This window comes from Cellulosimicrobium funkei (assembly GCF_004519295.1).
GTDB lineage: Bacteria > Actinomycetota > Actinomycetes > Actinomycetales > Cellulomonadaceae > Cellulosimicrobium > Cellulosimicrobium funkei.
Genome location: NZ_SOZH01000011.1, coordinates 169,160 through 189,219, shown reverse-complemented (window position 1 = coordinate 189,219; position 20,060 = coordinate 169,160). Strand labels below are relative to the sequence as shown.

General features: G+C 73.2%; 16 protein-coding genes. 7 read left to right on the top strand and 9 right to left on the bottom strand.

Annotation, left to right across the window (positions count from 1 at the left end; translation table 11 throughout):
- Nucleotides 1–62 precede the first annotated feature (62 nt).
- Genes E1O70_RS18050 through E1O70_RS18035 form a run of 4 tightly spaced genes read right to left on the bottom strand, consistent with a single transcriptional unit; the run spans nt 63 to nt 4,566 of the window.
- Nucleotides 63–764 carry a TniQ family protein gene (locus E1O70_RS18050; RefSeq protein ID WP_167496903.1) on the bottom strand — a complete coding sequence of 234 codons (702 nt, stop codon included), beginning with the start codon at nt 762–764 and terminating at the stop codon, nt 63–65.
- Nucleotides 748–1,815 carry an ATP-binding protein gene (locus tag E1O70_RS18045; RefSeq protein WP_061268846.1) on the bottom strand — a complete coding sequence of 356 codons (1,068 nt, stop codon included), beginning with the start codon at nt 1,813–1,815 and terminating at the stop codon, nt 748–750. Before E1O70_RS18045 ends, E1O70_RS18050 begins: the two co-directional genes overlap by 17 nt.
- Complete coding sequence (locus E1O70_RS18040) at nt 1,812–3,845, bottom strand: DDE-type integrase/transposase/recombinase (RefSeq protein WP_061268845.1); 2,034 nt, start codon at nt 3,843–3,845, stop codon at nt 1,812–1,814. The genes E1O70_RS18045 and E1O70_RS18040 overlap by 4 nt, the downstream gene beginning before the upstream one ends.
- A complete protein-coding gene (locus E1O70_RS18035) occupies nt 3,838–4,566 on the bottom strand; it encodes a TnsA-like heteromeric transposase endonuclease subunit (RefSeq protein WP_061268844.1) in 729 nt (242 codons plus the stop codon). The genes E1O70_RS18040 and E1O70_RS18035 overlap by 8 nt, the downstream gene beginning before the upstream one ends.
- 292 nt (nt 4,567–4,858) lie before the next feature.
- On the opposite strand from E1O70_RS18035, the gene dnaK reads away from it, so the two are divergent.
- The 5 genes from dnaK to E1O70_RS18010 all read left to right on the top strand — a co-directional run bounded on the left by dnaK (nt 4,859) and on the right by E1O70_RS18010 (nt 9,555).
- Complete coding sequence (dnaK, locus tag E1O70_RS18030; protein ID WP_021479837.1) at nt 4,859–6,742, top strand: molecular chaperone DnaK; 1,884 nt, start codon at nt 4,859–4,861, stop codon at nt 6,740–6,742.
- Complete coding sequence (gene grpE, locus E1O70_RS18025; protein ID WP_061268843.1) at nt 6,739–7,401, top strand: nucleotide exchange factor GrpE; 663 nt, start codon at nt 6,739–6,741, stop codon at nt 7,399–7,401. The genes dnaK and grpE overlap by 4 nt, the downstream gene beginning before the upstream one ends.
- A 152-nt stretch (nt 7,402–7,553) precedes the next feature.
- Entirely contained in the window at nt 7,554–8,543 is a 990-nt protein-coding gene (locus E1O70_RS18020; RefSeq protein ID WP_061268842.1) for a DnaJ C-terminal domain-containing protein, read from the top strand.
- A 143-nt stretch (nt 8,544–8,686) separates the two neighbouring features.
- Nucleotides 8,687–9,088 (top strand): heat shock protein transcriptional repressor HspR, encoded by a 402-nt coding sequence (locus E1O70_RS18015; protein ID WP_051028413.1) that lies wholly within the window; start codon nt 8,687–8,689, stop codon nt 9,086–9,088.
- Nucleotides 9,089–9,246: 158 nt separating this feature from the next.
- The gene (locus E1O70_RS18010; RefSeq protein WP_021482763.1) at nt 9,247–9,555 is read left to right on the top strand and encodes a DUF1540 domain-containing protein; all 309 of its coding nucleotides are present in this window, start codon (nt 9,247–9,249) and stop codon (nt 9,553–9,555) included.
- A 107-nt stretch (nt 9,556–9,662) separates the two neighbouring features.
- Here the strand turns inward: E1O70_RS18010 and E1O70_RS18005 are convergent, their stop codons facing one another.
- Nucleotides 9,663–10,460, bottom strand: a complete 798-nt coding sequence (locus E1O70_RS18005; RefSeq protein WP_240696759.1) for a hypothetical protein — start codon at nt 10,458–10,460, stop codon at nt 9,663–9,665.
- A 193-nt stretch (nt 10,461–10,653) separates the two neighbouring features.
- On the opposite strand from E1O70_RS18005, the gene E1O70_RS18000 reads away from it, so the two are divergent.
- Nucleotides 10,654–15,705 carry a sigma-70 family RNA polymerase sigma factor gene (locus E1O70_RS18000; RefSeq protein ID WP_061268841.1) on the top strand — a complete coding sequence of 1,684 codons (5,052 nt, stop codon included), beginning with the start codon at nt 10,654–10,656 and terminating at the stop codon, nt 15,703–15,705.
- Between the two features lie 31 nt (nt 15,706–15,736).
- On the opposite strand, the gene E1O70_RS17995 is transcribed toward E1O70_RS18000, so the two are convergent.
- The 3 genes from E1O70_RS17995 to upp all read right to left on the bottom strand — a co-directional run bounded on the left by E1O70_RS17995 (nt 15,737) and on the right by upp (nt 18,233).
- Nucleotides 15,737–16,459 (bottom strand): SDR family oxidoreductase, encoded by a 723-nt coding sequence (locus tag E1O70_RS17995; RefSeq protein ID WP_061268840.1) that lies wholly within the window; start codon nt 16,457–16,459, stop codon nt 15,737–15,739.
- A 139-nt stretch (nt 16,460–16,598) separates the two neighbouring features.
- A complete protein-coding gene (locus E1O70_RS17990) occupies nt 16,599–17,282 on the bottom strand; it encodes a winged helix-turn-helix domain-containing protein (protein WP_061268839.1) in 684 nt (227 codons plus the stop codon).
- Nucleotides 17,283–17,597: 315 nt separating this feature from the next.
- Nucleotides 17,598–18,233 carry a uracil phosphoribosyltransferase gene (gene upp, locus E1O70_RS17985; RefSeq protein ID WP_021482058.1) on the bottom strand — a complete coding sequence of 212 codons (636 nt, stop codon included), beginning with the start codon at nt 18,231–18,233 and terminating at the stop codon, nt 17,598–17,600.
- A gap of 325 nt (nt 18,234–18,558) precedes the next feature.
- Here upp and E1O70_RS17980 point away from each other — a divergent pair, with 325 nt between their 5' ends.
- Nucleotides 18,559–18,990 (top strand): nucleoside deaminase, encoded by a 432-nt coding sequence (locus E1O70_RS17980; protein ID WP_034651992.1) that lies wholly within the window; start codon nt 18,559–18,561, stop codon nt 18,988–18,990.
- A 144-nt stretch (nt 18,991–19,134) separates the two neighbouring features.
- On the opposite strand, the gene E1O70_RS17975 is transcribed toward E1O70_RS17980, so the two are convergent.
- Nucleotides 19,135–19,938 carry an NAD-dependent protein deacetylase gene (locus E1O70_RS17975; RefSeq protein ID WP_043656515.1) on the bottom strand — a complete coding sequence of 268 codons (804 nt, stop codon included), beginning with the start codon at nt 19,936–19,938 and terminating at the stop codon, nt 19,135–19,137.
- Between the last annotated feature and the right edge of the window lie 122 nt (nt 19,939–20,060).

Sequence of the window (20,060 nt, the reverse complement as noted above, 5' to 3'; positions counted from 1 at the left end):
TCGAGTTCGAGATCATCATGAGCCAGGCCGCCGACCAAGCTGCCTAACCAACTGTCACGGAATCATGCAGCAGCCCCCACGGCGAGGTCCCGTGCGCGTGGGGCATCGACCCGGTCGAACCGGGTCCCGCATCGACGACGGTAGCGCGCTCCCGCGGCGTCGTCATCGACGAACGTTGGGCAGGCGTCGCGATCTTCAAGAGACGTGGCCCACGCGGTCGTCGCGTAGGGCACCGCGTGGCATGTAGGGCACTGGGTCAGGAGGTGGACGAAGTGGGTGTCGCAGTAGACGTAGAGCGGGTCGGCCCAGATCTCCTGCCACATCCCGGTCTCGGCCAGGCACCGCGGGCACCAGCGGCTCCCGCGCATCGGGGCTCGAGCCTGCATGCCGCGGAACTCGGTGCGCCACCTCGTTCGAGCGGTGAAGAGTGCCTGGCTCAATGGTGATCGCTCGGTCAGCGAGCCTGCCTCGAGCCCGAGCCGATCAGCAACGCGCGCCGCGGCCGTACCGTTGAGTGTCTCCTGAAGTCGGAGCAACCGCTGCGGTCCGACGTCGACGCCGAGCTCCTTGAGCATCGCTCGGGGGTGCAGCCCGTACCGATAGGCGGTGCGATGCAGCCACGACTCGAGGAGTTCTCCGTCGGCTCTCGGGACGCTGATCGGGAGACGGTCGATGTCGTACCCACCGGGAATGCCACGTAGTCGGTGAACATCGCCCTGAGGCCGGCTGGACGGCTGTGGACGTGGGTCAGAGGCGGCGGGCACCGTTCTCCCCGGCGTTGTCGATCCGGACCTTGGCGAGGACGTCGTCGGTGACGCGCTCGGTGCCGGACTTGATCGCGACGTAGCAGGCACGGTCGAGCAGGTTCGTCAGCGAGGCGATGCGCCCCTGCGTGCGTCGGTGGATCTCTTGGGCGAGGGGAACGAGCATCTCGCCGTCCCCGTCGGCAAGCTTCAGGTGAGCGCCGAACGCTCGCAGGAGGGCCACCCACGCGGCCATGCCGGCATTCGAGGTGATCGAGAAGGGTGCGACAGGGACGCGGGTGGCGCGGCGGGCTGTTTGCGCGAGGACGGCTTCCTCGGCTGCGAGACCTTCGTCGAAGAAGCGCTTCTGCTCGAGGTTGACGCCGGCGAACACGAATGTCACGGGCAGCTCGTTGGCGAGCCACTTGAGGTGGTTAGACACCTCGGTGCCGTTGCGGTTGGTGAAGTCCACGAAATGGAGGTCGTCGACGATGATCAGGCGGGTCTGGCAGCTGCTGACGGCGTCGACCAGCAGGGAGGCGAGGCGCTCCTTCGTGGCCGTCTCCGCGGCCGGGTGGCCGTAGAAGCGCAGCAGGCGCTGGTTGAGTCCTTTGAGCGTGATCTGGGCGGCGATCGGGATGAACGCGACGGGCAGGAACTGATGCCCCTCGGGCGTCTCAGTGCCGTAGCGGCGGTGCTGGGCGCGGTGGAACGCTCGACCGTAGCGCGTGGCGATCGTGGTCTTGCCGAGGCCGGGCTCGGCGTCGATGACGACCGAGCCGCGCAGCTTGTCGCCGTCACGTCGTGCGGAGGCCATCACCATGTCGATGACCGAGTTCGCGTGCTCGAGCTGGGACGTGCGGACGGTCGGCAGGTTGGCGTTCCACACCATGCGGGCCTCGTCGTAGTCGGCTCGCTCGTCCTCGCCCAGTCTTCCCATCTGGCGGCGGGTGAGGGTGTCGAACTCCTCGCGGGGAGCGGCGTTGACGAAGCGGTCCCAGCCCTGCTTACGGGTGAGCGTGAACCGGTCGGTGTCGTAGCGGCGCAGCCACGCGGCCCAGACGTTGCTCACTCGTCGATCACCGCGTAACCGAGCTCGTCGGGTGGGAACTCCTCGAACACGCTGAGCTCGTCCTCCTCGATCTCTGGCCGACGTGCCGACCGCTCGTCGGCGAGGTTCACGACGCTCGGGAGTGCCGCGACCTTCTCAGCTGCAGTCGGCTCCTCCGGAAGAGGGGCATCGCGTTGCGCGCTCAGACGGATTGCCAAATTGCGTTCGCGGCGGTCGGTCACCGCGTCACGCGCCCATCGCCGCAGGAGGTCGTCGAGGGCCGACTGGGGCTCGACGTGCCGGTCCTCGCGCAGGGCAAGGCGCTTGACGTAGTCGACGGCGTCCTGGCTCATCGGTGCACCCAGCGCGGGTGCGTGTTCCCATCGCAGGGAGTGCCAGGAGCCGTCGGCAGGGTCCTTGAAGTGCACGTGCCGCACGTCGTGCGCATCGACGTAGAAGGGCCACTTGCCGGCGTGCTTCCCGGCGAACTCCGACCGTCTGCCGCGGTAAGGATTTAGCGCTTTACCGTCGTACCGCAGCCCGCCGATGTCGACGCCGTAGTGCTGGATAGTGCGCCACTGGACGTCGAGGAACTCGTACGCGAGGCCGGCATGGGCGGGCAGCACCATTCCGCCAGACCGCGCGAAGCCGAGGTTGTACGCCTCGATCGGGCTCAGGGACGCGCGCGGGAGCTCGGGGACAGCCAGCCCGTCGTGCGCGCTCTGGTGGTACACCGTCGTGACCCACTCGCGGATGATTTGCTCGAGCTCCGACACCCACAGGAAGGCCTGGCCCTCCACCTCCTTCCCGCGTGAGTAGACGTTCGGTCCCTTGTACGCGGGCAGATGCTGGAGTAGGCCCTCGCGAAGCGTGCGGAAGAAGCGCTCGATCGTCGGCTTGTCCGTCGGCTTCTTCGGGTTCGCCGGCTGCACCGAGATCCCCAGCCGCGCGCACGCGCTGATCACGTGCGACGAGATGTACTGCTTGCCGCGGTCGACCACGATCGACTCCGCGAAGACGGCTGGGAGTCCAGCCTGGCGGGACAGCAGCCGCTCGTCCGGCACCTCGGTGCCGACCAACACGGCGTCCGGGACGCCGTGGTACGGGAACGAAGCCGTCGGGTTAGCTTCGTCGGCTGGGCGTACGCATTCGTAGAGCACGCGCGCGACGTCCACTGCCTTCGTCGACACCGGGGTGACCTTCAGGCCGACGATGCATCGCGAGTACAAGTCCATCGCCGCGGTCAGCTGGATCTTCACCCAGCGCAACGTCACCGGCTCCATCGCGAAAACGTCCAGGTCGTTCGTGTCGAGCACGACGAACTGGCCCGGGCGATCGGCCCTGAGTCGGCCAAGGACACCCTGGGGCCGCTCAGCGACCGATCGGCGGCCGGACGCACTGCCGAAGCTCTGCTTCCCCTTGGCCAGAGCGTTCAGGCGCCGGTATGCCGTGGTGGTCGCCGGGATCGGTACGACAGCAGGGCCGTACTGCTCTTCGAGCTCGCGGGCAATCCTCGCCAGAACGGCTGACCGCGTCGGGGTCGAAGCGTATGTGTACGACCGCAACACACGCGCGCAAACCTCGTCCCAGCGCGGGTCGACCTGTGAGGCGCGGGTTCGCGTGGCATGCGAGTCAACGAGCCCGGCCACTCCGGAGCGCCGGTACGCAGCGATGCGGCGCTCGAGCGACCTGGGCGACATACCGAGTTTCCTCGCGGCGCGTGCAACCCGCGGCGCGAGGGGCGACGAATCGTCCAGCAGCCGCGGGACGATTTGGGCCAGCTCCTCAAGGCGCTTTCGTTCCTCCGCGTCCAACGACGCCAGCGCTGCTGCCCCGTCGAGGGAGCGCACCTTCTCGTCGGTGTCGGTGCTTGCGTCCCGGCCGCTGTCATCGATCGTTCGCCGCGCCAGCTCGCCAATCGTGATCGCGACCGTACGGCCCTGGTGCGTCAGCTGGGCCATGCCGTCGCCGAGCCCCCGAACCTCCCAGAATCCGCCGTCCCACCACACCCGCGAACCGACGGCCAGGGCGACGACCGAGCGATCATTCATCGACTGGCTCCAACCAGCTCTGGGAGCAGAGAGGAACGGACAGATCGCACGTCAGCAAGCCCCTCCAGATGGCCCCGAGGATCTCCAGACGTGGCGCGGCACGGCCTTCAGCACGCAATCGAGCCTCGAGCTCCCCGAAGGTGCACCCTCCCGACGCTTTGACGGTCGTTGCCCGGGCGTCGAGTGACGCCGACATGTGTGGCTGTCGAGCGGCCGCGATCCATTGCACGTTCCGCAAGGTGGTCGGGTCAGGGCCGGTCCAGATTTCGTACTCCCAGCCGCGTGAGCGACACACACCCCGTGTCCAGGCGAGCGAGGCCTCGACCTCGTCCGTCGCGAGCATGGCCGCGGGTTTCACATCGACCACACGAACGGTGCCGTCGCGAAGCAGGCTGATGAAGTCGGGGATCCTGTTGCGTACGCGGTCCCCGTCGCGCCCCCGTAGCCGCATTGGTTGGGCGGCGATGCGCGCGACGGCCGGGTCGAAGTCGGCGAGCCAGAGCCACGAGAGTTCGAGCAGGCTCTCGTAGACCACGTGTCGGCTCATCGTCGACGACCAGAAGTAGCCCGAGTAGTTCCGACGTCCGACGTAGACCGGGAACTCACGCACCGGGCTGCCCTCGGCGAGCTGGCGCGCGTCGACCTTCGAGATGCCGGCGGTGACATCGTCGCCCGGGCCAGTCACGTAAGTGACCTGGACCTCGCCCGTTGCGACCGGCATGTCCGAATCGTAGGACTACGACACGTTAATGGAAAATTCGCCACGGCCACGACACCGTGATGGAAAACTCGCCAAGGTAGGTGGAAACCTACACCCACGACGTGCGGCAGGTGCATTTCAAGGAGCGGGGAATAGTACGGGTCGCGTGAAGGTTGAGCCTGATGGACTCAAGTTGAGCCGGGTGAGGTTGCGCGAGCACCGACCACGGATCTACCTTGAGTGAAGCAGACTCAACCCGGTGTGCCGAGGCGCAGCAGCGCCGTCGGGCACCCAGAACGACGGAGGCACACACATGGCACGAGCAGTCGGGATCGACCTCGGCACCACCAACTCGGTGGTCGCCGTCCTCGAGGGCGGAGAGCCCACGGTCATCGCGAACGCCGAGGGGTCGCGCACGACGCCGTCGGTGGTCGCCTTCTCCAAGACCGGCGAGGTCCTCGTCGGCGAGGTCGCCAAGCGCCAGGCGGTCACGAACGTCGACCGCACCATCAGCTCGGTGAAGCGCCACATGGGCACCGACTGGTCGGTGGAGATCGACGACAAGAAGTACACCGCGCAGGAGATCTCCGCGCGCATCCTGGGCAAGCTCAAGCGAGACGCCGAGGAGTACCTGGGCGAGCCCGTCACGGACGCGGTCGTCACCGTCCCGGCGTACTTCAACGACGCCGAGCGCCAGGCGACCAAGGACGCCGGGCAGATCGCGGGCCTCAACGTGACCCGCATCGTCAACGAGCCCACCGCGGCCGCGCTCGCCTACGGCCTGGAGAAGGGCAAGGAGGACGAGCTCATCCTCGTCTTCGACCTGGGCGGCGGCACGTTCGACGTCTCGCTCCTCGAGGTCGGCAAGGACGAGGACGACTTCTCCACGATCCAGGTCCGCGCGACCTCGGGCGACAACCGCCTCGGTGGCGACGACTGGGACAACCGCATCGTCGAGCACCTCATCAAGCAGGTGAAGAACAGCTCGGGCGTCGACCTGTCGAAGGACAAGATCGCGCTCCAGCGTCTGCGCGAGGCCGCCGAGCAGGCGAAGAAGGAGCTCTCGTCCGCGACGAGCACCACCATCTCGATGCAGTACCTCTCGATGAGCGAGAACGGTCCCATCCACCTGGACGAGAAGCTCACGCGCGCCCAGTTCCAGCAGATGACGCAGGACCTCCTCGACCGGACGAAGGCCCCGTTCCACAAGGTCATCTCCGACGCGGGCGTCTCCGTCTCCGACATCGACCACGTCGTGCTCGTGGGTGGCTCCACCCGCATGCCGGCCGTGACCGACGTCGTCAAGGAGCTCACGGGCGGCAAGGAGCCGAACAAGGGCGTCAACCCGGACGAGGTCGTCGCCGTCGGCGCGGCCCTGCAGGCCGGCGTCATCTCCGGTGACCGCAAGGACGTCCTGCTCATCGACGTCACCCCGCTGTCCCTCGGCATCGAGACCAAGGGCGGCGTGATGACCAAGCTCATCGAGCGCAACACGGCCATCCCGACCAAGCGCAGCGAGATCTTCTCGACGGCCGAGGACAACCAGCCGTCGGTGCTCATCCAGGTGTTCCAGGGCGAGCGCGAGTTCGCGCGCGACAACAAGCCGCTCGGCACGTTCGAGCTGACCGGCATCGCGCCGGCCCCGCGCGGCGTGCCGCAGATCGAGGTCACCTTCGACATCGACGCGAACGGCATCGTCCACGTCGGCGCGAAGGACCGCGGCACCGGCAAGGAGCAGAAGATGACCATCACGGGCGGCTCGGCGCTGCCCAAGGAGGACATCGACCGCATGGTCAAGGAGGCCGAGGAGCACGCGGCCGAGGACAAGAAGCGTCGCGAGGACGCGGAGACCCGCAACCAGGCCGAGGCGTTCGTCTACTCGACCGAGAAGCTCGTCTCCGAGAACAAGGAGAAGCTCCCCGCCGACGTCGTCACCGAGGTCGAGGCCGACATCGCGTCGGTCAAGTCCGCGCTCGAGGGCGAGGACGCCGACGCCGTGAAGACCGCGCACGAGAAGCTCGTCGCGTCCTCGCAGAAGATCGGCCAGGCGCTCTACGCCTCGGCCGAGCAGGAGCAGGCCGCCGGCAACCCCGGCGCCGCGCAGGACGACGCCACCGCCGCGGCGGGCGCGACGTCCGCCCCGGACGAGGACGTCGTCGACGCCGAGATCGTGGACGAGGAGGACGAGCGCAAGTGACGGCCGACGGACCGACCGACCCGCAGGGCCCCGAGGAGCAGGCCGGGCGCGAGCCCGGCCAGGGCTCCGACGACAAGCCCTTCCAGTTCACGGACAAGCGCAAGGTCGACCCGGAGAGCGGTCGGCCCCGCCCCGAGGGCGAGGCCGGCGGCTCCGCGGGCGACGACGCGGAGACGGACCCGCTCGCGGGCCTCGACTTCGAGCCGTCCGACGAGGCCGGGGTCGACGCCGCGGTCCTCGCGGCGAAGGCCGAGGCCGCGGAGCACCTCGACGCGCTCCAGCGCGAGCGGGCCAGCTTCACGAACTACCGCAACCGGTCGCTGCGCGACCAGGAGGCCGCGCGCACGAAGGGGATCGAGGACGTGCTCACCGCGCTCCTGCCGGTCCTCGACGACATCGACCGCGCGCGGCAGCACGGCGAGCTGACGGGGCCGTTCGCGGTTATCGCCGACAAGCTCGACGCGTCGCTCGAGAAGTTCGGGATCGAGCGCTACGGCGCGGTCGGGGACGAGTTCGACCCCACCGTCCACGAGGCGCTCATGCACCAGCCCGACCCCGAGGCCACCGCCACCACGGTGAACCTCGTCATCGAGCCGGGCTACCGGATCGGGGAGCGGGTCGTGCGCGCCGCGCGCGTCTCGGTCGTCGGCCCGCAGTAGCCACCCCTTCCTCGTGCCCGACGGCGCGGGCGCACCTCCCGCGCGGAGGTGCGCTCCGCCGTCGGGCACGCGAGGATCACCACCAGCAGACCACCGGCAGCAGCCACGGAACGAAGGACCAGGACCACGACCACCGACAGGAGGGAGGCGCCGTGACCGGACAGGACTGGATGGAGAAGGACTTCTACGCCGCGCTCGGCGTCCCCAAGGACGCCGACGACGCCGCGATCAAGAAGGCCTACCGCAAGCTCGCCCGCAAGTACCACCCCGACCAGAACCAGGGTGACGCGAGCGCCGAGGCCAAGTTCAAGGAGATCGGCGAGGCGTACGCCGTGCTGTCGGACCCCAAGGAGCGCGAGCAGTACGACGCGATCCGGGCGATGGCGGGCGGGGGCGCGCGCTTCTCCGCGGGCCCCGGCGGTGCCGGGGGAGCGGGCTTCGAGGACGTCTTCGGCGGCATGTTCGGCGGCGGGGGCCCGGGCGGGACCCGGGTCCGCTACTCGACCGGCGGCCAGGGCGCGGGCGGGTTCGAGGACATCCTCGGCTCGATGTTCGGCGGCGGGGCGGGCCAGCAGTTCGGCGGCCCCCGGCCCCGCGCGGGCGCCGACCTCGCGGCGGCCACGACCCTGCCGTTCCGGCAGGCGGTCGAGGGGTCGACCGTGACGTTCACCGTCGACGGCCGCACGGTCACGACCCGCATCCCGCCGGGCGTCCGCGACGGCCAGAAGATCCGGCTGCGCGGCAAGGGCCGCCCCGGCACGGCGGGCGGGCCCGACGGCGACCTCGTCGTCACCGTGCACGTCACCCCGCACCCGGTGTTCTCGCTCGACGGGAACAACCTGCGGATCACGGTCCCGGTGACGTTCCCCGAGGCCGCGCTCGGCGCCACCATCGCCGTGCCGACGCTCGACGGCTCGACCGTCAAGGTCAAGGTGCCGGCCGGCACGCCCTCGGGGCGCACGCTGCGCGTCCGCGGCCGCGGCGTGAAGACCGCGAAGTCGACCGGCGACCTGCTCGTCACGGTCCAGGTCGCCGTGCCGCAGAAGCTCTCGAAGGCCGCGCGCGAGGCCGTCGAGACGTTCGCCGCCGAGACCGCCGGCCAGGACGTGCGCGCCGACCTGGTCCGCCAGGCCGCGGAGTGAGGGGGGCGACCATGATGCCCCAGCAGGAAACTCATCATCTCTCGATCGGTGGGGACGAGGGCGGCGTCGGGCGCGCTCCCGCGAGCGACGTCGACCAGGACGCGCCCGTCCTCGTCATCTCGCAGGCCGCCGCGCTCGCGGGCATGCACCCGCAGACGCTGCGCCAGTACGACCGCCTCGGCCTCGTGGTGCCGCGCCGCACCGCGGGCCGGGGGCGGCGGTACTCGCTGCGCGACGTCGCGAAGCTGCTCGAGGTGCAGCGCCTCAGCCACGACGAGGGCATCAACCTCGCGGGCATCCAGCGGATCCTCGCCCTCGAGTCCCAGGTCGAGCGGCTCGAGCGGCGCATCGAGGCGCTCTCGGCGCGCGTCGAGCCGGGCGGCCGCGTGTTCGCCGCCGCGGCGAGCGGCGACGTCGTCGTCGTGCCGCGCGGGCGCAGCGTGCGGCGCGGGGTCGAGGAGGCCCTGCGCGAGACGCTCGTCGAGCACGGCGAGGCGCGCGCGCTCGTCATCTGGCGGCCCCGGGCCGACGGCACCGACAACTGACCTGCGGCGCGGCATTTCCGCAAGAATGCCGTGCGCTAATTGCGGCGCATTCCTGCATTTCTTAGCAAGGCCTTCCTTGCTATACACCGAGGAATTCCGGGAATACCGTGGAACGCGGAGACCGACCCACGGCGGGTCCTCGGAGACAGGAGATCGCGATGAGCAGCCTCACGGAGATGCCCCAGGTCGTCGAGTGTTCCATCGACGGCTGCGGCTACAACCACGACCACGGGTGCCACGCGGGCGCCGTGACGATCGCCGGTCACACGGGCGACGCCGAGTGCGCCACGTTCATCCCGCTGGGCACGAAGGGCGGGCTGGAGAAGGTGCTCGCGCACGTCGGGGCCTGCCAGCGCACGGAGTGCGTCCACAACGCCTCGCTCGAGTGCTCCGCACCGTCGATCCGCGTCGGGGCGGGCGCGTCCGGCGAGGACCGCGCCGACTGCCTCACCTTCACGCCGCGCTGACGCGCGGTCGCCGCCTCGCTCGCGGGCGGTCGGTCACCCGCCGGCCGCAGACGCCCCCGGACGCCCCGGACCACGTGCTCGCCCGCGTGGGACGGGGCGTCGCCGTGTCAGCGCTGGAGCGTGTCGAGGAGCTGGACGGCCGCCGTGTGGGTGCGGGGGAGCGGTTCGAGCCACACGCGCGGCGGCCTGCGCAGGATGGCCGTGACGCCCAGCGCGAGACCGGTGCGCTCGATGTTGTGGCGGAGCACGGTGCGCACCATGGCGTCGTCCGCGTCCCGCTCGCCGAGCACGACGAAGAGCCCGTTGCCGATCGAGGCCATGGGGTGGCCCTCGCCGAACGTGTGGGTGAGCGCGCGGCCCATCGCCGCCGAGCGCGCGAACCGCTGCCACCCCGTGAGGTCGTCGAGCGCGACGTCGACGACGAGCAGCCCGTGGGTCTGGGTCGCGTCCACGCCCGCGCGCTCGGCCGCGCCGTACGTCTCGCGGAGCCGGTGCACCAGGTACTGGGTCGTCGCGAGGCCGGACTCCGGGTCCAGGACCTCGGGTGCCACGGGGCTGGCCTCGTACCCCTCGGACCAGCCGACCGCCACGCCGCGGACCAGGTCGACGACCGGCTCGCGGTCGTGGGCGCGGTACAGGCAGACGACGTCGTCGATGGCCTCGCCGATCCCCACCCCGGCCTCCGCGCGGACGCGGCCGAGCCGCTCGGCGGCGGGCGTCGCATCCCGCTCCTCGCACAACGCCTCGACGAGCGCGTCGACGGCAGGGTGGTACCAGTCGCCCGGCCGTAGCCAGACGCTGTCGGCGCTCGCGCGCCGCCACCGCTCGCGCACGGCGTCGGTCGCGGGCACGGCGTACCCCTGGAGGTGGTCCATGTAGATGAGACGTGCGGGCGAGCCGTCCATGACGCGGGAACCGCGAGGAGTTTCCAGGACCTCACGTCCCGGGAGAAAGGGGACGAAAGCCTGAAAGCGTCGCCGTTCCCGTTCCGGTGGCGGGAACCCTCTGCCCGTGAGATGGACGGGCGTCTACTATGGCCACCGTAGCCTCGGTTCGGGGCGGTCTCCGGGGCGGGTGACGATGACGCAGGCACAACGGGTGGACAGCGAGGCGTTCAGCGACGCCGAGCTCATCACCGCCGTACGTGCAGGGGACACGAGCGCCTACGGCGTGCTCTACGAGCGGCACGCCAGCGCCGCGCGCACGGTCGCGCGCCAGTACGTCCGGTCGAGCGCCGACGCCGACGACGTCGTGTCCGACGCGTTCGCCCGCACGCTCTCCGTGCTGCAGAACGGCGGCGGCCCGGACGTCACGTTCCGCGCCTACCTCTTCACGGTCGTGCGCCGTCTGTCGTACGACCTCGTCGGCGGGGCCCGACGCACGCAGCCGACCGACGACGAGCGCACGTTCGAGTCCGCGTTCGGCCCGATGGCCTCGACGGAGGACCCGACCCTCGAGGGCTTCGAGCGCTCGACGGTCACGCGCGCCTACCAGGACCTGCCGGAGCGGTGGCGTGCCGTGCTCTGGTACACCGAGGTCGAGAACCTGTCCCCGGCCGAGATCGCCCCGCTGCTGGGCCTCACCGCGAACGGCGTCTCCGCGCTCGCGTACCGCGCCCGCGAGGGGCTGCGCCAGGCGTACCTCCAGCAGCACCTCACGTCCGTGCCCGCCGAGGAGTGCCGCACGGTCAACGCGCTCCTCGGGTCGTACGTGCGCGGGGGGCTCGCCAAGCGCGAGACGGCGCGCGTCGAGTCGCACCTCGAGGGCTGCGACGACTGCCGCGGGCTCGTGCTCGAGCTGGGCGACGTCTCCCACGGCATGCGCGCCGTCATCGCCCCGCTCGTGCTCGGCGTGGGCGCGCTCGGTCTCGTCGGGACGGCGCTGCCCACCACGGGCGGCGCGGCGGTCGCCGGCGGGGTCGCGGCCGCGCTCCAGGGCGCGTCCGGCAGCGGGACGGCGAGCGGCTCGGGCGCCGGTGGGTCGGGCGGCGCTGGCGGGTCGAGCGCCGGCGGGTCGAGCGCCGGAGGATCGGGCGCCGGTGGGTCCGGCGCGGCGGGAGGCTCGGGTGCTGCCGGAGGGTCCGGTGCGGCGGGTGGGTCCGGTGCGGCGACCGGCGCCGGGGCCGGTGCGGGCGTCGGCGGTGGCGCCGGTGCGGGTGCCGCCGGGACCGGGGTGATCGGCGGGGCCGGTGCGGCGGCGGGAGCCGTCGGTGCCGCGGGCAGCGTCGCCGGGGGCGCGGCCGGTGCGGGCGCGGGTGCGGGGGTCGCCGCAGTGGGTGGAGCAGCGGCCGTCGGCGGTGCGGCGGCGGGCGGCGGCGCCCTGGCCGCGGCCGGGGCCGGAGGCCTGCTCGCGCTGGTCGCGTCCGCGCCGATCGCCGCGGCGGCGGTCACCGTGGGCGTGCTCGCGGTCGCCGGGCTGGGCGTCGCGGGCGCGCTCGGAGCCTTCACTCCCGAGCCCACGCCGTCACCGACCTCGCAGTCGTCCCCGACGCCGTCCGGCTCGTCCCCGTCTCCGTCGCCCTCGCCCAGCTCGGGGACGACCGCCCCGACGCCCGACCCCACGACAGACCCGACGTCCCCCACCAACATCCCGCCGGCGCCGGCGGACCCCGCCACCCCCGACGCGACGACGGCTCCGCCTGCGGATGGGGGCGCGCCCGGCGGGACGAGCCCAGTCGGCTCGACGCCCACCGACCCGGCTCCCGGCGGCTCGACCCCCGTCGACCCGGGGACCGGCGAGCCGACGCCCGTCGACCCGCCGCCGGAGCCCGCTCCGGCCGCGCTCGACGTCGCGCTCGGGACCGGCATCGAGATGGAGGCGCGCAAGCCCGCCGACGTGCGCCTGACGGTGTCGAACTCGGGCGGGAGGGCGGCGCAGAACGTCACGGTCGAGGTCGACCTGCCGGCCGGCGTCGAGGCCGTCACGTCGTCGGTCGTCGCGCGCGGGGCGTCGGTCGCGCCCGTGCTGCGCACGGCTGCGCTCCCGTGCGGGCCTGCCGCTGCGGGCGGGACGCTCGCGTGCGCGGTGGGCGTGCTCGCGCCCGGCGAGGCGCGCGACCTCGTCGTCACGGTCACGGCCCGGGGCGGCGGCGTCTACGAGTTCCCGGCGCGCGTGAAGGCGGAGGGCCTGCGCACGGTGGAGCGCAACCTCACGCCACCGCCGCTGAAGTATGTCGGTGCGGAGGTCCGGCTCGACGACGAGCGCGTGACGCTCGCGGCGAACCCCGGGTCCGCGACGCTCACGCTCACGGCCGCCAACACGGGCGACCGTGATGCCCAGGGCGTCCGCTTCACCGTGCCCGAGCTGCCGAAGGGGCTGTCCCTCCGGCCTGTCGACGACGACTGGACCTGCACCACCCCGACGCGGGGCGCCGCGCTCGAGTGTGCGAGCGACACGGTGCTGCCCGCTCCGGCGCGCGGCGCGTCTGCGGGCCGCCCGGTGGAGCTGACCGTCGAGCTGCGCGCCGAAGACGGGTTCACGCCCGAGTTCCAGCAGCGCGACGACGGCGCGCTCCGCGTGCTCCCCGCGGACGTGCCCGTCGAGGTGCGGGCCGGAGCCGACGACCAGGCAGTCACGGCGAGCCGCACCCTGAGCGCGGCGGTGCCGCTCGCGTGGCTCGGGGCCGACGACGTCCAGGTCCGCGCGGAGAACGCGGGCGGCGCGGTGCGCTTCGTCGCCGACCTGACGAACGGGACGGGGACCCCTGTCACGGTCGGCCTCGTCGCGCCCGACACGCCCGCGTGGCGCGCGGCCGACCTCCCCGAGCGCGCGAGCGTGGGGGAGAACGCCTCGCTGGTCGTCGACGTCAACGCGCCTGCGGTGCCCGCGAGCATGCTCGTGCTCTCGCAGGAGCGGCTGCTCGTCGGACCGGGTGGCGGGACGGTCGTCTCGCGGCCGCCGAGCGATCTCGCGCTCGCGCTCGGCCGCCAGGCGATCGCGCCGAGGGTCGCGGAGCCGACGGTCGCACGGTGCGTGTTCGACCCGGCGACGGACACGTCGTCCGCGCCGGTGACGCTGCACCTGGACAACGCGGCATCGACGGTGCCGGTGACGTTCTCGGTCGTCGGCCGCGACGACCCGACCGCGACGCTCGAGGGTGGCGAGACACGTGACGTCGTCGTGCCCGGTGGTGTCGGTGCGCAGGGCGCGACGTTCGCGGTCGTCGCGGACGGGGAGACCGTCGCGCGGCACGTGGTCGACGGCGTCGACTGCTTCGAGTGGCGCGTCGAGGGCTCGGCGACGGCGGAGTGGGCGCCCACCGAAGGCGGCGGCTCCGTGGTGGTGAGCGGGACCTTCCGCAACGACCACGCGGCGGCGACGCTGCGCGTGGCCCTGGACGGCGGCGAGCTCGGCACGACGCGCGCGGTCGACGTCGCGCCCGGCGCAGAGGCCGTGCTGACCCTCGACACCGGTTCCCGGCAGGTCGCCGCGGGCGAGGTCGTGTTCCGCGTCTCGCGGCTCGACGGCTCGGGCCGGTCGCACGTCGTGACCGCCGCGTACGACGCCGTGCGGCACGCGCCCGCGGTGGACGCACCGAGCGTCGGGGCGTGCGTGCTCGACCCGGCGACCGAGCGGTCGTCCGCCCCGGTCGCGCTGCGCTACGACAACACGCGCTCGACCGTCCCCGTGGTGTTCGCCGTCGCCGGTCGCGACGACCTGACGCGCACGGTCGACGGCGGCCGGGACGCCGTCGTCGACGTGCCCGGCGGTGTCGGGGAGGCGTCGCTGACGCTCGACGTGCTCGCCGACGGCGCGGCCCTCGCGAGCCACGAGATCCCGGGCGTCGACTGCTTCGACTGGTCGGTCGCGGACGGCTCCGCGGCGGCGACCGCCACGTGGGTCGTGCCGGACGGTGCGGGCGCCGGCTCGACGGTCGTGCGCGGGACGTTCCACAACCCGTACCGGGCGACGACGCTGCGGGTCACGATGACGACGCCGTACGGCGGCGCCGCGCCCGTGGAGGTCGCTCCGGGCGCGACCGGGACGCTCGCCGTCGACACCCGCGTGCGCGACGTCCCGGCGGGGACGGCCACGTTCGCGGTCGAGCGGGTTCACGCCCCCGGCCTGGCGGGGAGCACGGTGACCGCGTCGTACGCAGCGACGACCTACGCGCCGTCGTGGGCGCGCACGGCGACGGTCGAGGCGCGCTGGCAGGACGGCTCGATCCGGCTCGTCGGCACTCTCACGAACGACACGGCGGAGACGCTCGACGCCCGGATGCTCGGCGGCGCGCTCGGGGACTCCGCCCCGGTGAACGGCATCAGACCCGGGGAGACGGCGACGTTCACGATCGACACGGGGAAGCTCGACGTCAAGGCCGGGAAGGTGACCTTCCGCCAGTACCGCTGGGTGCTCGGGAAGGGCTTCCAGGACTCCACCCTCGCGGCGACCTACCGGGGCGCGGCGTACGTGCCCGACTGGGCGGCGACCCTCACGGCGACGACGCAGTGCGCGCCCGGCGGGGGCGGGGTGGTGCTCACGACCGGTCTGCGGAACGACGCCGACGAGCCGACCCGCGTCGTCGTCCGCACCCCGTTCGGCACGCGCGACCTCGGCGAGGTCGCGCCGGGTGCGAGCGCGAGCGTCGACCTGCCCGCGGGCGCCCTCGCGGTGCGGTCCGGTGCGGTCACGTTCGAGCTCTCGCGCACGGTCCTCGGCACCCCGTTCGCGGAGACGGTGACGGCCCGGTTCGACGCGCTCGACTGCGCGGTCGTGGCGCCCGGCGGGAGCCTCGTCCTCGGTGACCCGTACTACGACGCGAAGCGTGGTGACTCGTTCCGCGCGGTGTCCGTGCTCCTCGACAACGCGGGCTCCAACGTCCCGCTGACCTTCCGTGTCACCGGGCAGGCGAAGGGCCAGTGGGACCTCGCGGCCGGCGAGCGCCGCACGGTGGCGCTGGGCGAGGCCTCCGGGTCCGGGGCGAAGTACGTCCTGCACGCGGGATCGTGGTCCGAGCAGCTCGTGGTCGACCCCTTCAGCGCGGCGCCCGCGTGCTACGCCGCGTGGGAGGTCGACGAGTGGTACGGCTTCGGCGACAAGGTGTCCTACGGCGGCTGGAACTACACGGCGCGGATCGCGAACGTCCTCATCCGGCCCGACCGTGACCCGCTCGGGGTGATCTGGCAGCGCGAGGCCCGCTGCGCGGGCTGACGCACCCGACGTCCGTCGCCGGGCCGGGCGGTCAGGGCAGGACGTCGGCGAGCGCGTCCTCGACGGGGCGGTCGCCGCCCACGAGGTCGAGCACGAGTCCGGCCGAGCGGGGCTCGTGGAGCACCGCCGCGAGCACGAGCGCGACGTCGTCGCGCGTCACGTCGGACCGCTCGCCGACGGCGGCGCCGGGCTTGCGCCGCTTGCCGCGCGGCTTGTCGCCGTCGCCCACGGGGGCGAGGGCCACGAGCCCGACGCCCGGGTCGTCGGTGAGACGGCCGGGCCGGACGATCGTCCACTGCAGGTCGGTGCGGACGCGCAGGTCGTCCTCCGCAGCGGCCTTCGCCCGCAGGTAGGCCCAGAACACGTCGTCGACGCCGTCGGGGCGCTCGTCGGCACGGGCCGCCTCGACGCCGCGCGACGAGACGAGGACGTATCGCCCCACCCCGGCGCGCTCGGCGGCGTCGGCGAGGAGGGCCGCGCCCGCGCGGTCGACCGCGTCCTTGCGCGGCGCCCCGCTGCCGGGCCCGGCGCCCGCGGCGAACACGACGGCGTCCGCGCCCTCGAGCTCGAACGACACCGCGACGGCGTCGTCCTTCTCGAGGTCGACCAGCGCGACGTGCGCGCCGAGCTCCGTGAGATCCGTGATCTGCGCGGCGGACCGCACGAAGGCGACGACGTCGTCCCCGCGCTCCACCAGCGTCCGGGCCAGGCGACGGCCCACCTGGCCGTGACCTCCCGCGATGACTGTGCGCATGGGCCGAACGTATCGCCGCACGCGCGTCCGCGCCCGGCGAGCGGGCGGTGTGCGAGGGTCGTCACAGGAGGGGGTTGCGCTGCCGGGCGCGTGGTCCCCCACGTACCCCCACGTCGACCGCGGCCCGGCAGCGCGGTCCTCAGGCGGCGTCCCCCGAGCCGCCGAGGACGACGGGGGTCTGCGGGTCGAACCGGTAGCCGAGCCCGCGGACCGTGGTGATGACGTGCTCCAGCCCGAGCTTCTCGCGCAGGCGTCGCACGTGGACGTCGATGGTGCGGCTGCCGCTCGCGACCTCGTGGTCGGCCCACACGGTCTCCAGCAGCTCGGCGCGCGTCACGACGCGGTGCGCCGTGCGCGCGAGGTACGACAGCAGCTCGAGCTCGCGGAAGGTCAGGCGCGCCGAGCGGCCCTCCACGGTGACCGTGCGCCCCGCGGGGTCGATGACGACGCGCGGCACGGGCGAGAGGGTCGCGAGCCGCTCGCGGAACGCGGCGATGTCCTGGACGGGCGACGTCGTCGCGGTCGTGGGCTCGGCGAGCGCGAGCGCCGTGTACGTCTCGGCGCTCGGCAGCCAGTCGCGCGCCAGCTCGCCCAGCGCCTCGGCGAGCTCGACGAGCTGCGCCTGCGGCTGCTCGCCCGGTGCGGCGTCGACGCCGACGTAGAGCACGAAGCCGGGGTTGCGCCGCGGGGCGGCGGGCTCGGGCGCCGCCGCGCGGGGTGCGGGGGCGGGCCGCGGTGCGGTGGGGCGCGGCGTCGTCGCCCGGGCGGCGGGGACGCGGGCCGACGGCGTGCGGCGTGCGGTGCGGGTAGCGGTGAGCGTCATGGGTGGCTCCGGGTGCGTCGGGCCGACGGCGACGCCGGGAGTCCGGCGGGTCGGCAGGGGTCGAGGGCTGAACCGAGGTGCGGGAGAGGGTTCAGGCCTGACAACAGACGCACACGACCGCGCCCGGGAGCACGCCGGACGGCGCGCTGACGGGACGGGTCGAGGTGCTCACGGGAGCGAGCATGGCAGCGGAGCGCACGGCACGCCAAGAGGAGCCGTGGAAGTTCTCAGCATGCGGAACGCGGCGATCTCGCGTTCCGGGCGTGCCGAGCAGGGGCCGGGGCGTCCCGGCGGGTGTTCGTGCAGGTGGGAGCGTCAGACGACGCCGTACAGGCGGTCGCCCGCGTCGCCCAGCCCGGGCACGATGTATGCCTTCTCGTCGAGGCGCTCGTCGACCGCCGCGACCACGAGCTGGACGTCGACGCGCTCGCCGACCGCCTTCTCCAGCACCTGGATGCCCTCCGGCGCGGCGAGCAGGCACACGGCCGTGACGTCGCGCGCCCCGCGCGCGAAGACGTAGTCGATCGCCGCGACGAGCGTGCCGCCGGTCGCGAGCATCGGGTCGAGCAGGAAGACGTGCCGGCCCGTGAGGTCGTCGGGGAGGCGGTTCGCGTACGTGACCGCCTCGAGCGTCTCCTCGTCGCGCTGCATCCCGAGGAACCCGACCTCCGCCGTGGGCAGGAGCCGCGTCATGCCCTCGAGCATGCCGAGGCCCGCGCGCAGGATCGGCACCACGAGGGGGCGCGGCTCCGCGAGCCGGACGCCGACCGTCCTGGTCACGGGCGTCTCGATCTCGTGCGGCTCGACGCGCACGTCCCGCGTCGCCTCGTAGGCGAGGAGCGTGACCAGCTCGTCGACGAGGAGCCGGAACGTCGAAGACGTCGTCTCCTTGTTCCGCAGGACGGTCAGCTTGTGGGCCACGAGCGGGTGGTCGGCGACGTGCAGGCGCATGGTGACAACGGTATCGGACCGCGGGCCGTCCGCCGTACCGGCCGGTAACCGATCCGCGCACGGGGTGGGCGCCCGGTCGCTAGCCTGGTGCGGCCCGCTCCTACCGACCGGAGGTCCCGTGCCCGACGACGCCGCCCACCCTGGCGAGCCGGCCCACCCGGGCGGCCTCGCCCGCTCGGGCGACCCCGCGCACCGGGGCGACCTCGCGCACCCGGAGGAGGGGACGGCGTCGGGCACCGTGCCGCGCGGGCTCGCGATCCCTGCCACGGAGGGTGCGTTCCCGCCCGCCACGGTCGCGGGGCGCCGCCGGACGTGGGACGCCCTCATGGACCTCGCGCTGCACGAGGCGACCCACGCGCTCGCGAGCGCCGACGTGCCCGTGGGGGCGGTCGTCGTCGGGCCGGACGGGCGGCTGCTCGGCGTGGGGCGCAACCGGCGCGAGGAGACGGGCGACCCGACCGCGCACGCCGAGGTGCTCGCGCTGCGCCAGGCCGCCGCGACGTGGGGGGAGTGGCGCCTCGAGGGCTGCACGCTCGTCGTCACGCTCGAGCCGTGCGTCATGTGCGCGGGCGCGCTCGTGCTGGCGCGCGTCGAGCGGCTCGTGCTCGGGGCGTGGGACCCGAAGGCCGGCGCGACCGGCTCGGTGTGGGACCTGGTGCGCGACCAGCGCGCGAACCACGCCGTCGAGGTCGTCGGCGGCGTGCGCGAGGACGAGTGCGCACGGCTGCTCCGCGACTTCTTCGGCGCGCAGCGCTGACCGCACCCCCTGTCGCCGCGGTCGCGGTGGGGAGGAAGGACGGCGCCGGGTCTACCATCCGGCGCCTCGTCCCTCGGCGCCTCCCGCCAGGCCCGCCACGACCCGGCGCCGTCCTTCCTCCCCACCGCTCGTGGGTCGGTCGCCTCAGCGCGCGAGCGCCTCGGCGAGGGCGGTGAGGGTCTCCGTGGTGCCGGCCTCGATCTTGAGCGTCGCGAGCGGGTCGCCGCGCGTCCAGCCGCGGTTGACGATGACGACCGGCTTGCCGTCCTTCGCCGCGTGCCGCACGAACCGCAGCCCGCTCAGCACCGTGAGCGACGACCCGGCGACGAGGAGCGCGTCGCCCTCGTCGACCATCGCGAACGCACGGTCGACCCGTTCGCGCGGCACGTTCTCCCCGAAGTACACGATCTCCGGCTTGAGCACCCCGCCGCAGAACTCGCACGGTGCGGGCCGGAAGTGCGACGTCTGCTCGATCACGGCGTCCGCGTCCGGCGCGATCTCCACGTCGCCGACGTCGCCGACGCTCTCGAGGAACCCCGGGTTGAGGGCGGTCAGGCGCTCGGCCAGGTGCTCGCGCGAGATGACGCGCCCGCACTGCAGACAGATCACCCGGTCGTAGCGGCCGTGCAGGTCGATGACGTTGCGGCTGCCCGCGTCCTCGTGCAGCAGGTCCACGTTCTGCGTGATGAGCCCGACGAGCACGCCCGCGTCCTCCAGCCGCGCCAGCGCCCGGTGGCCCGCGTTCGGGTGCGTGCGGTGCACGTGCTGCCACCCGACGTGGTTGCGCGCCCAGTAGTGGCGGCGGAACGCCTCGTCCTGCACGAACTGCTGGTACGTCATCGGGTTGCGCGGCGGCGAGTCCGGGCCGCGGTAGTCCGGGATCCCCGAGTCCGTCGACACGCCCGCGCCCGTGAGCGCCGTGACCCGCAGCCCCCGCAGCAGCTCCACCGCGTCTTCGACCGTCCCCGTCCGCGGCGCCGGCTCCGCGCCCGCCGGCGGCTGGCTCGGCCGCCACGCGAGCCGCGACGACAGGGTCGGGACGGCGGACGGCAGGTCGGCGGCCGACGTCG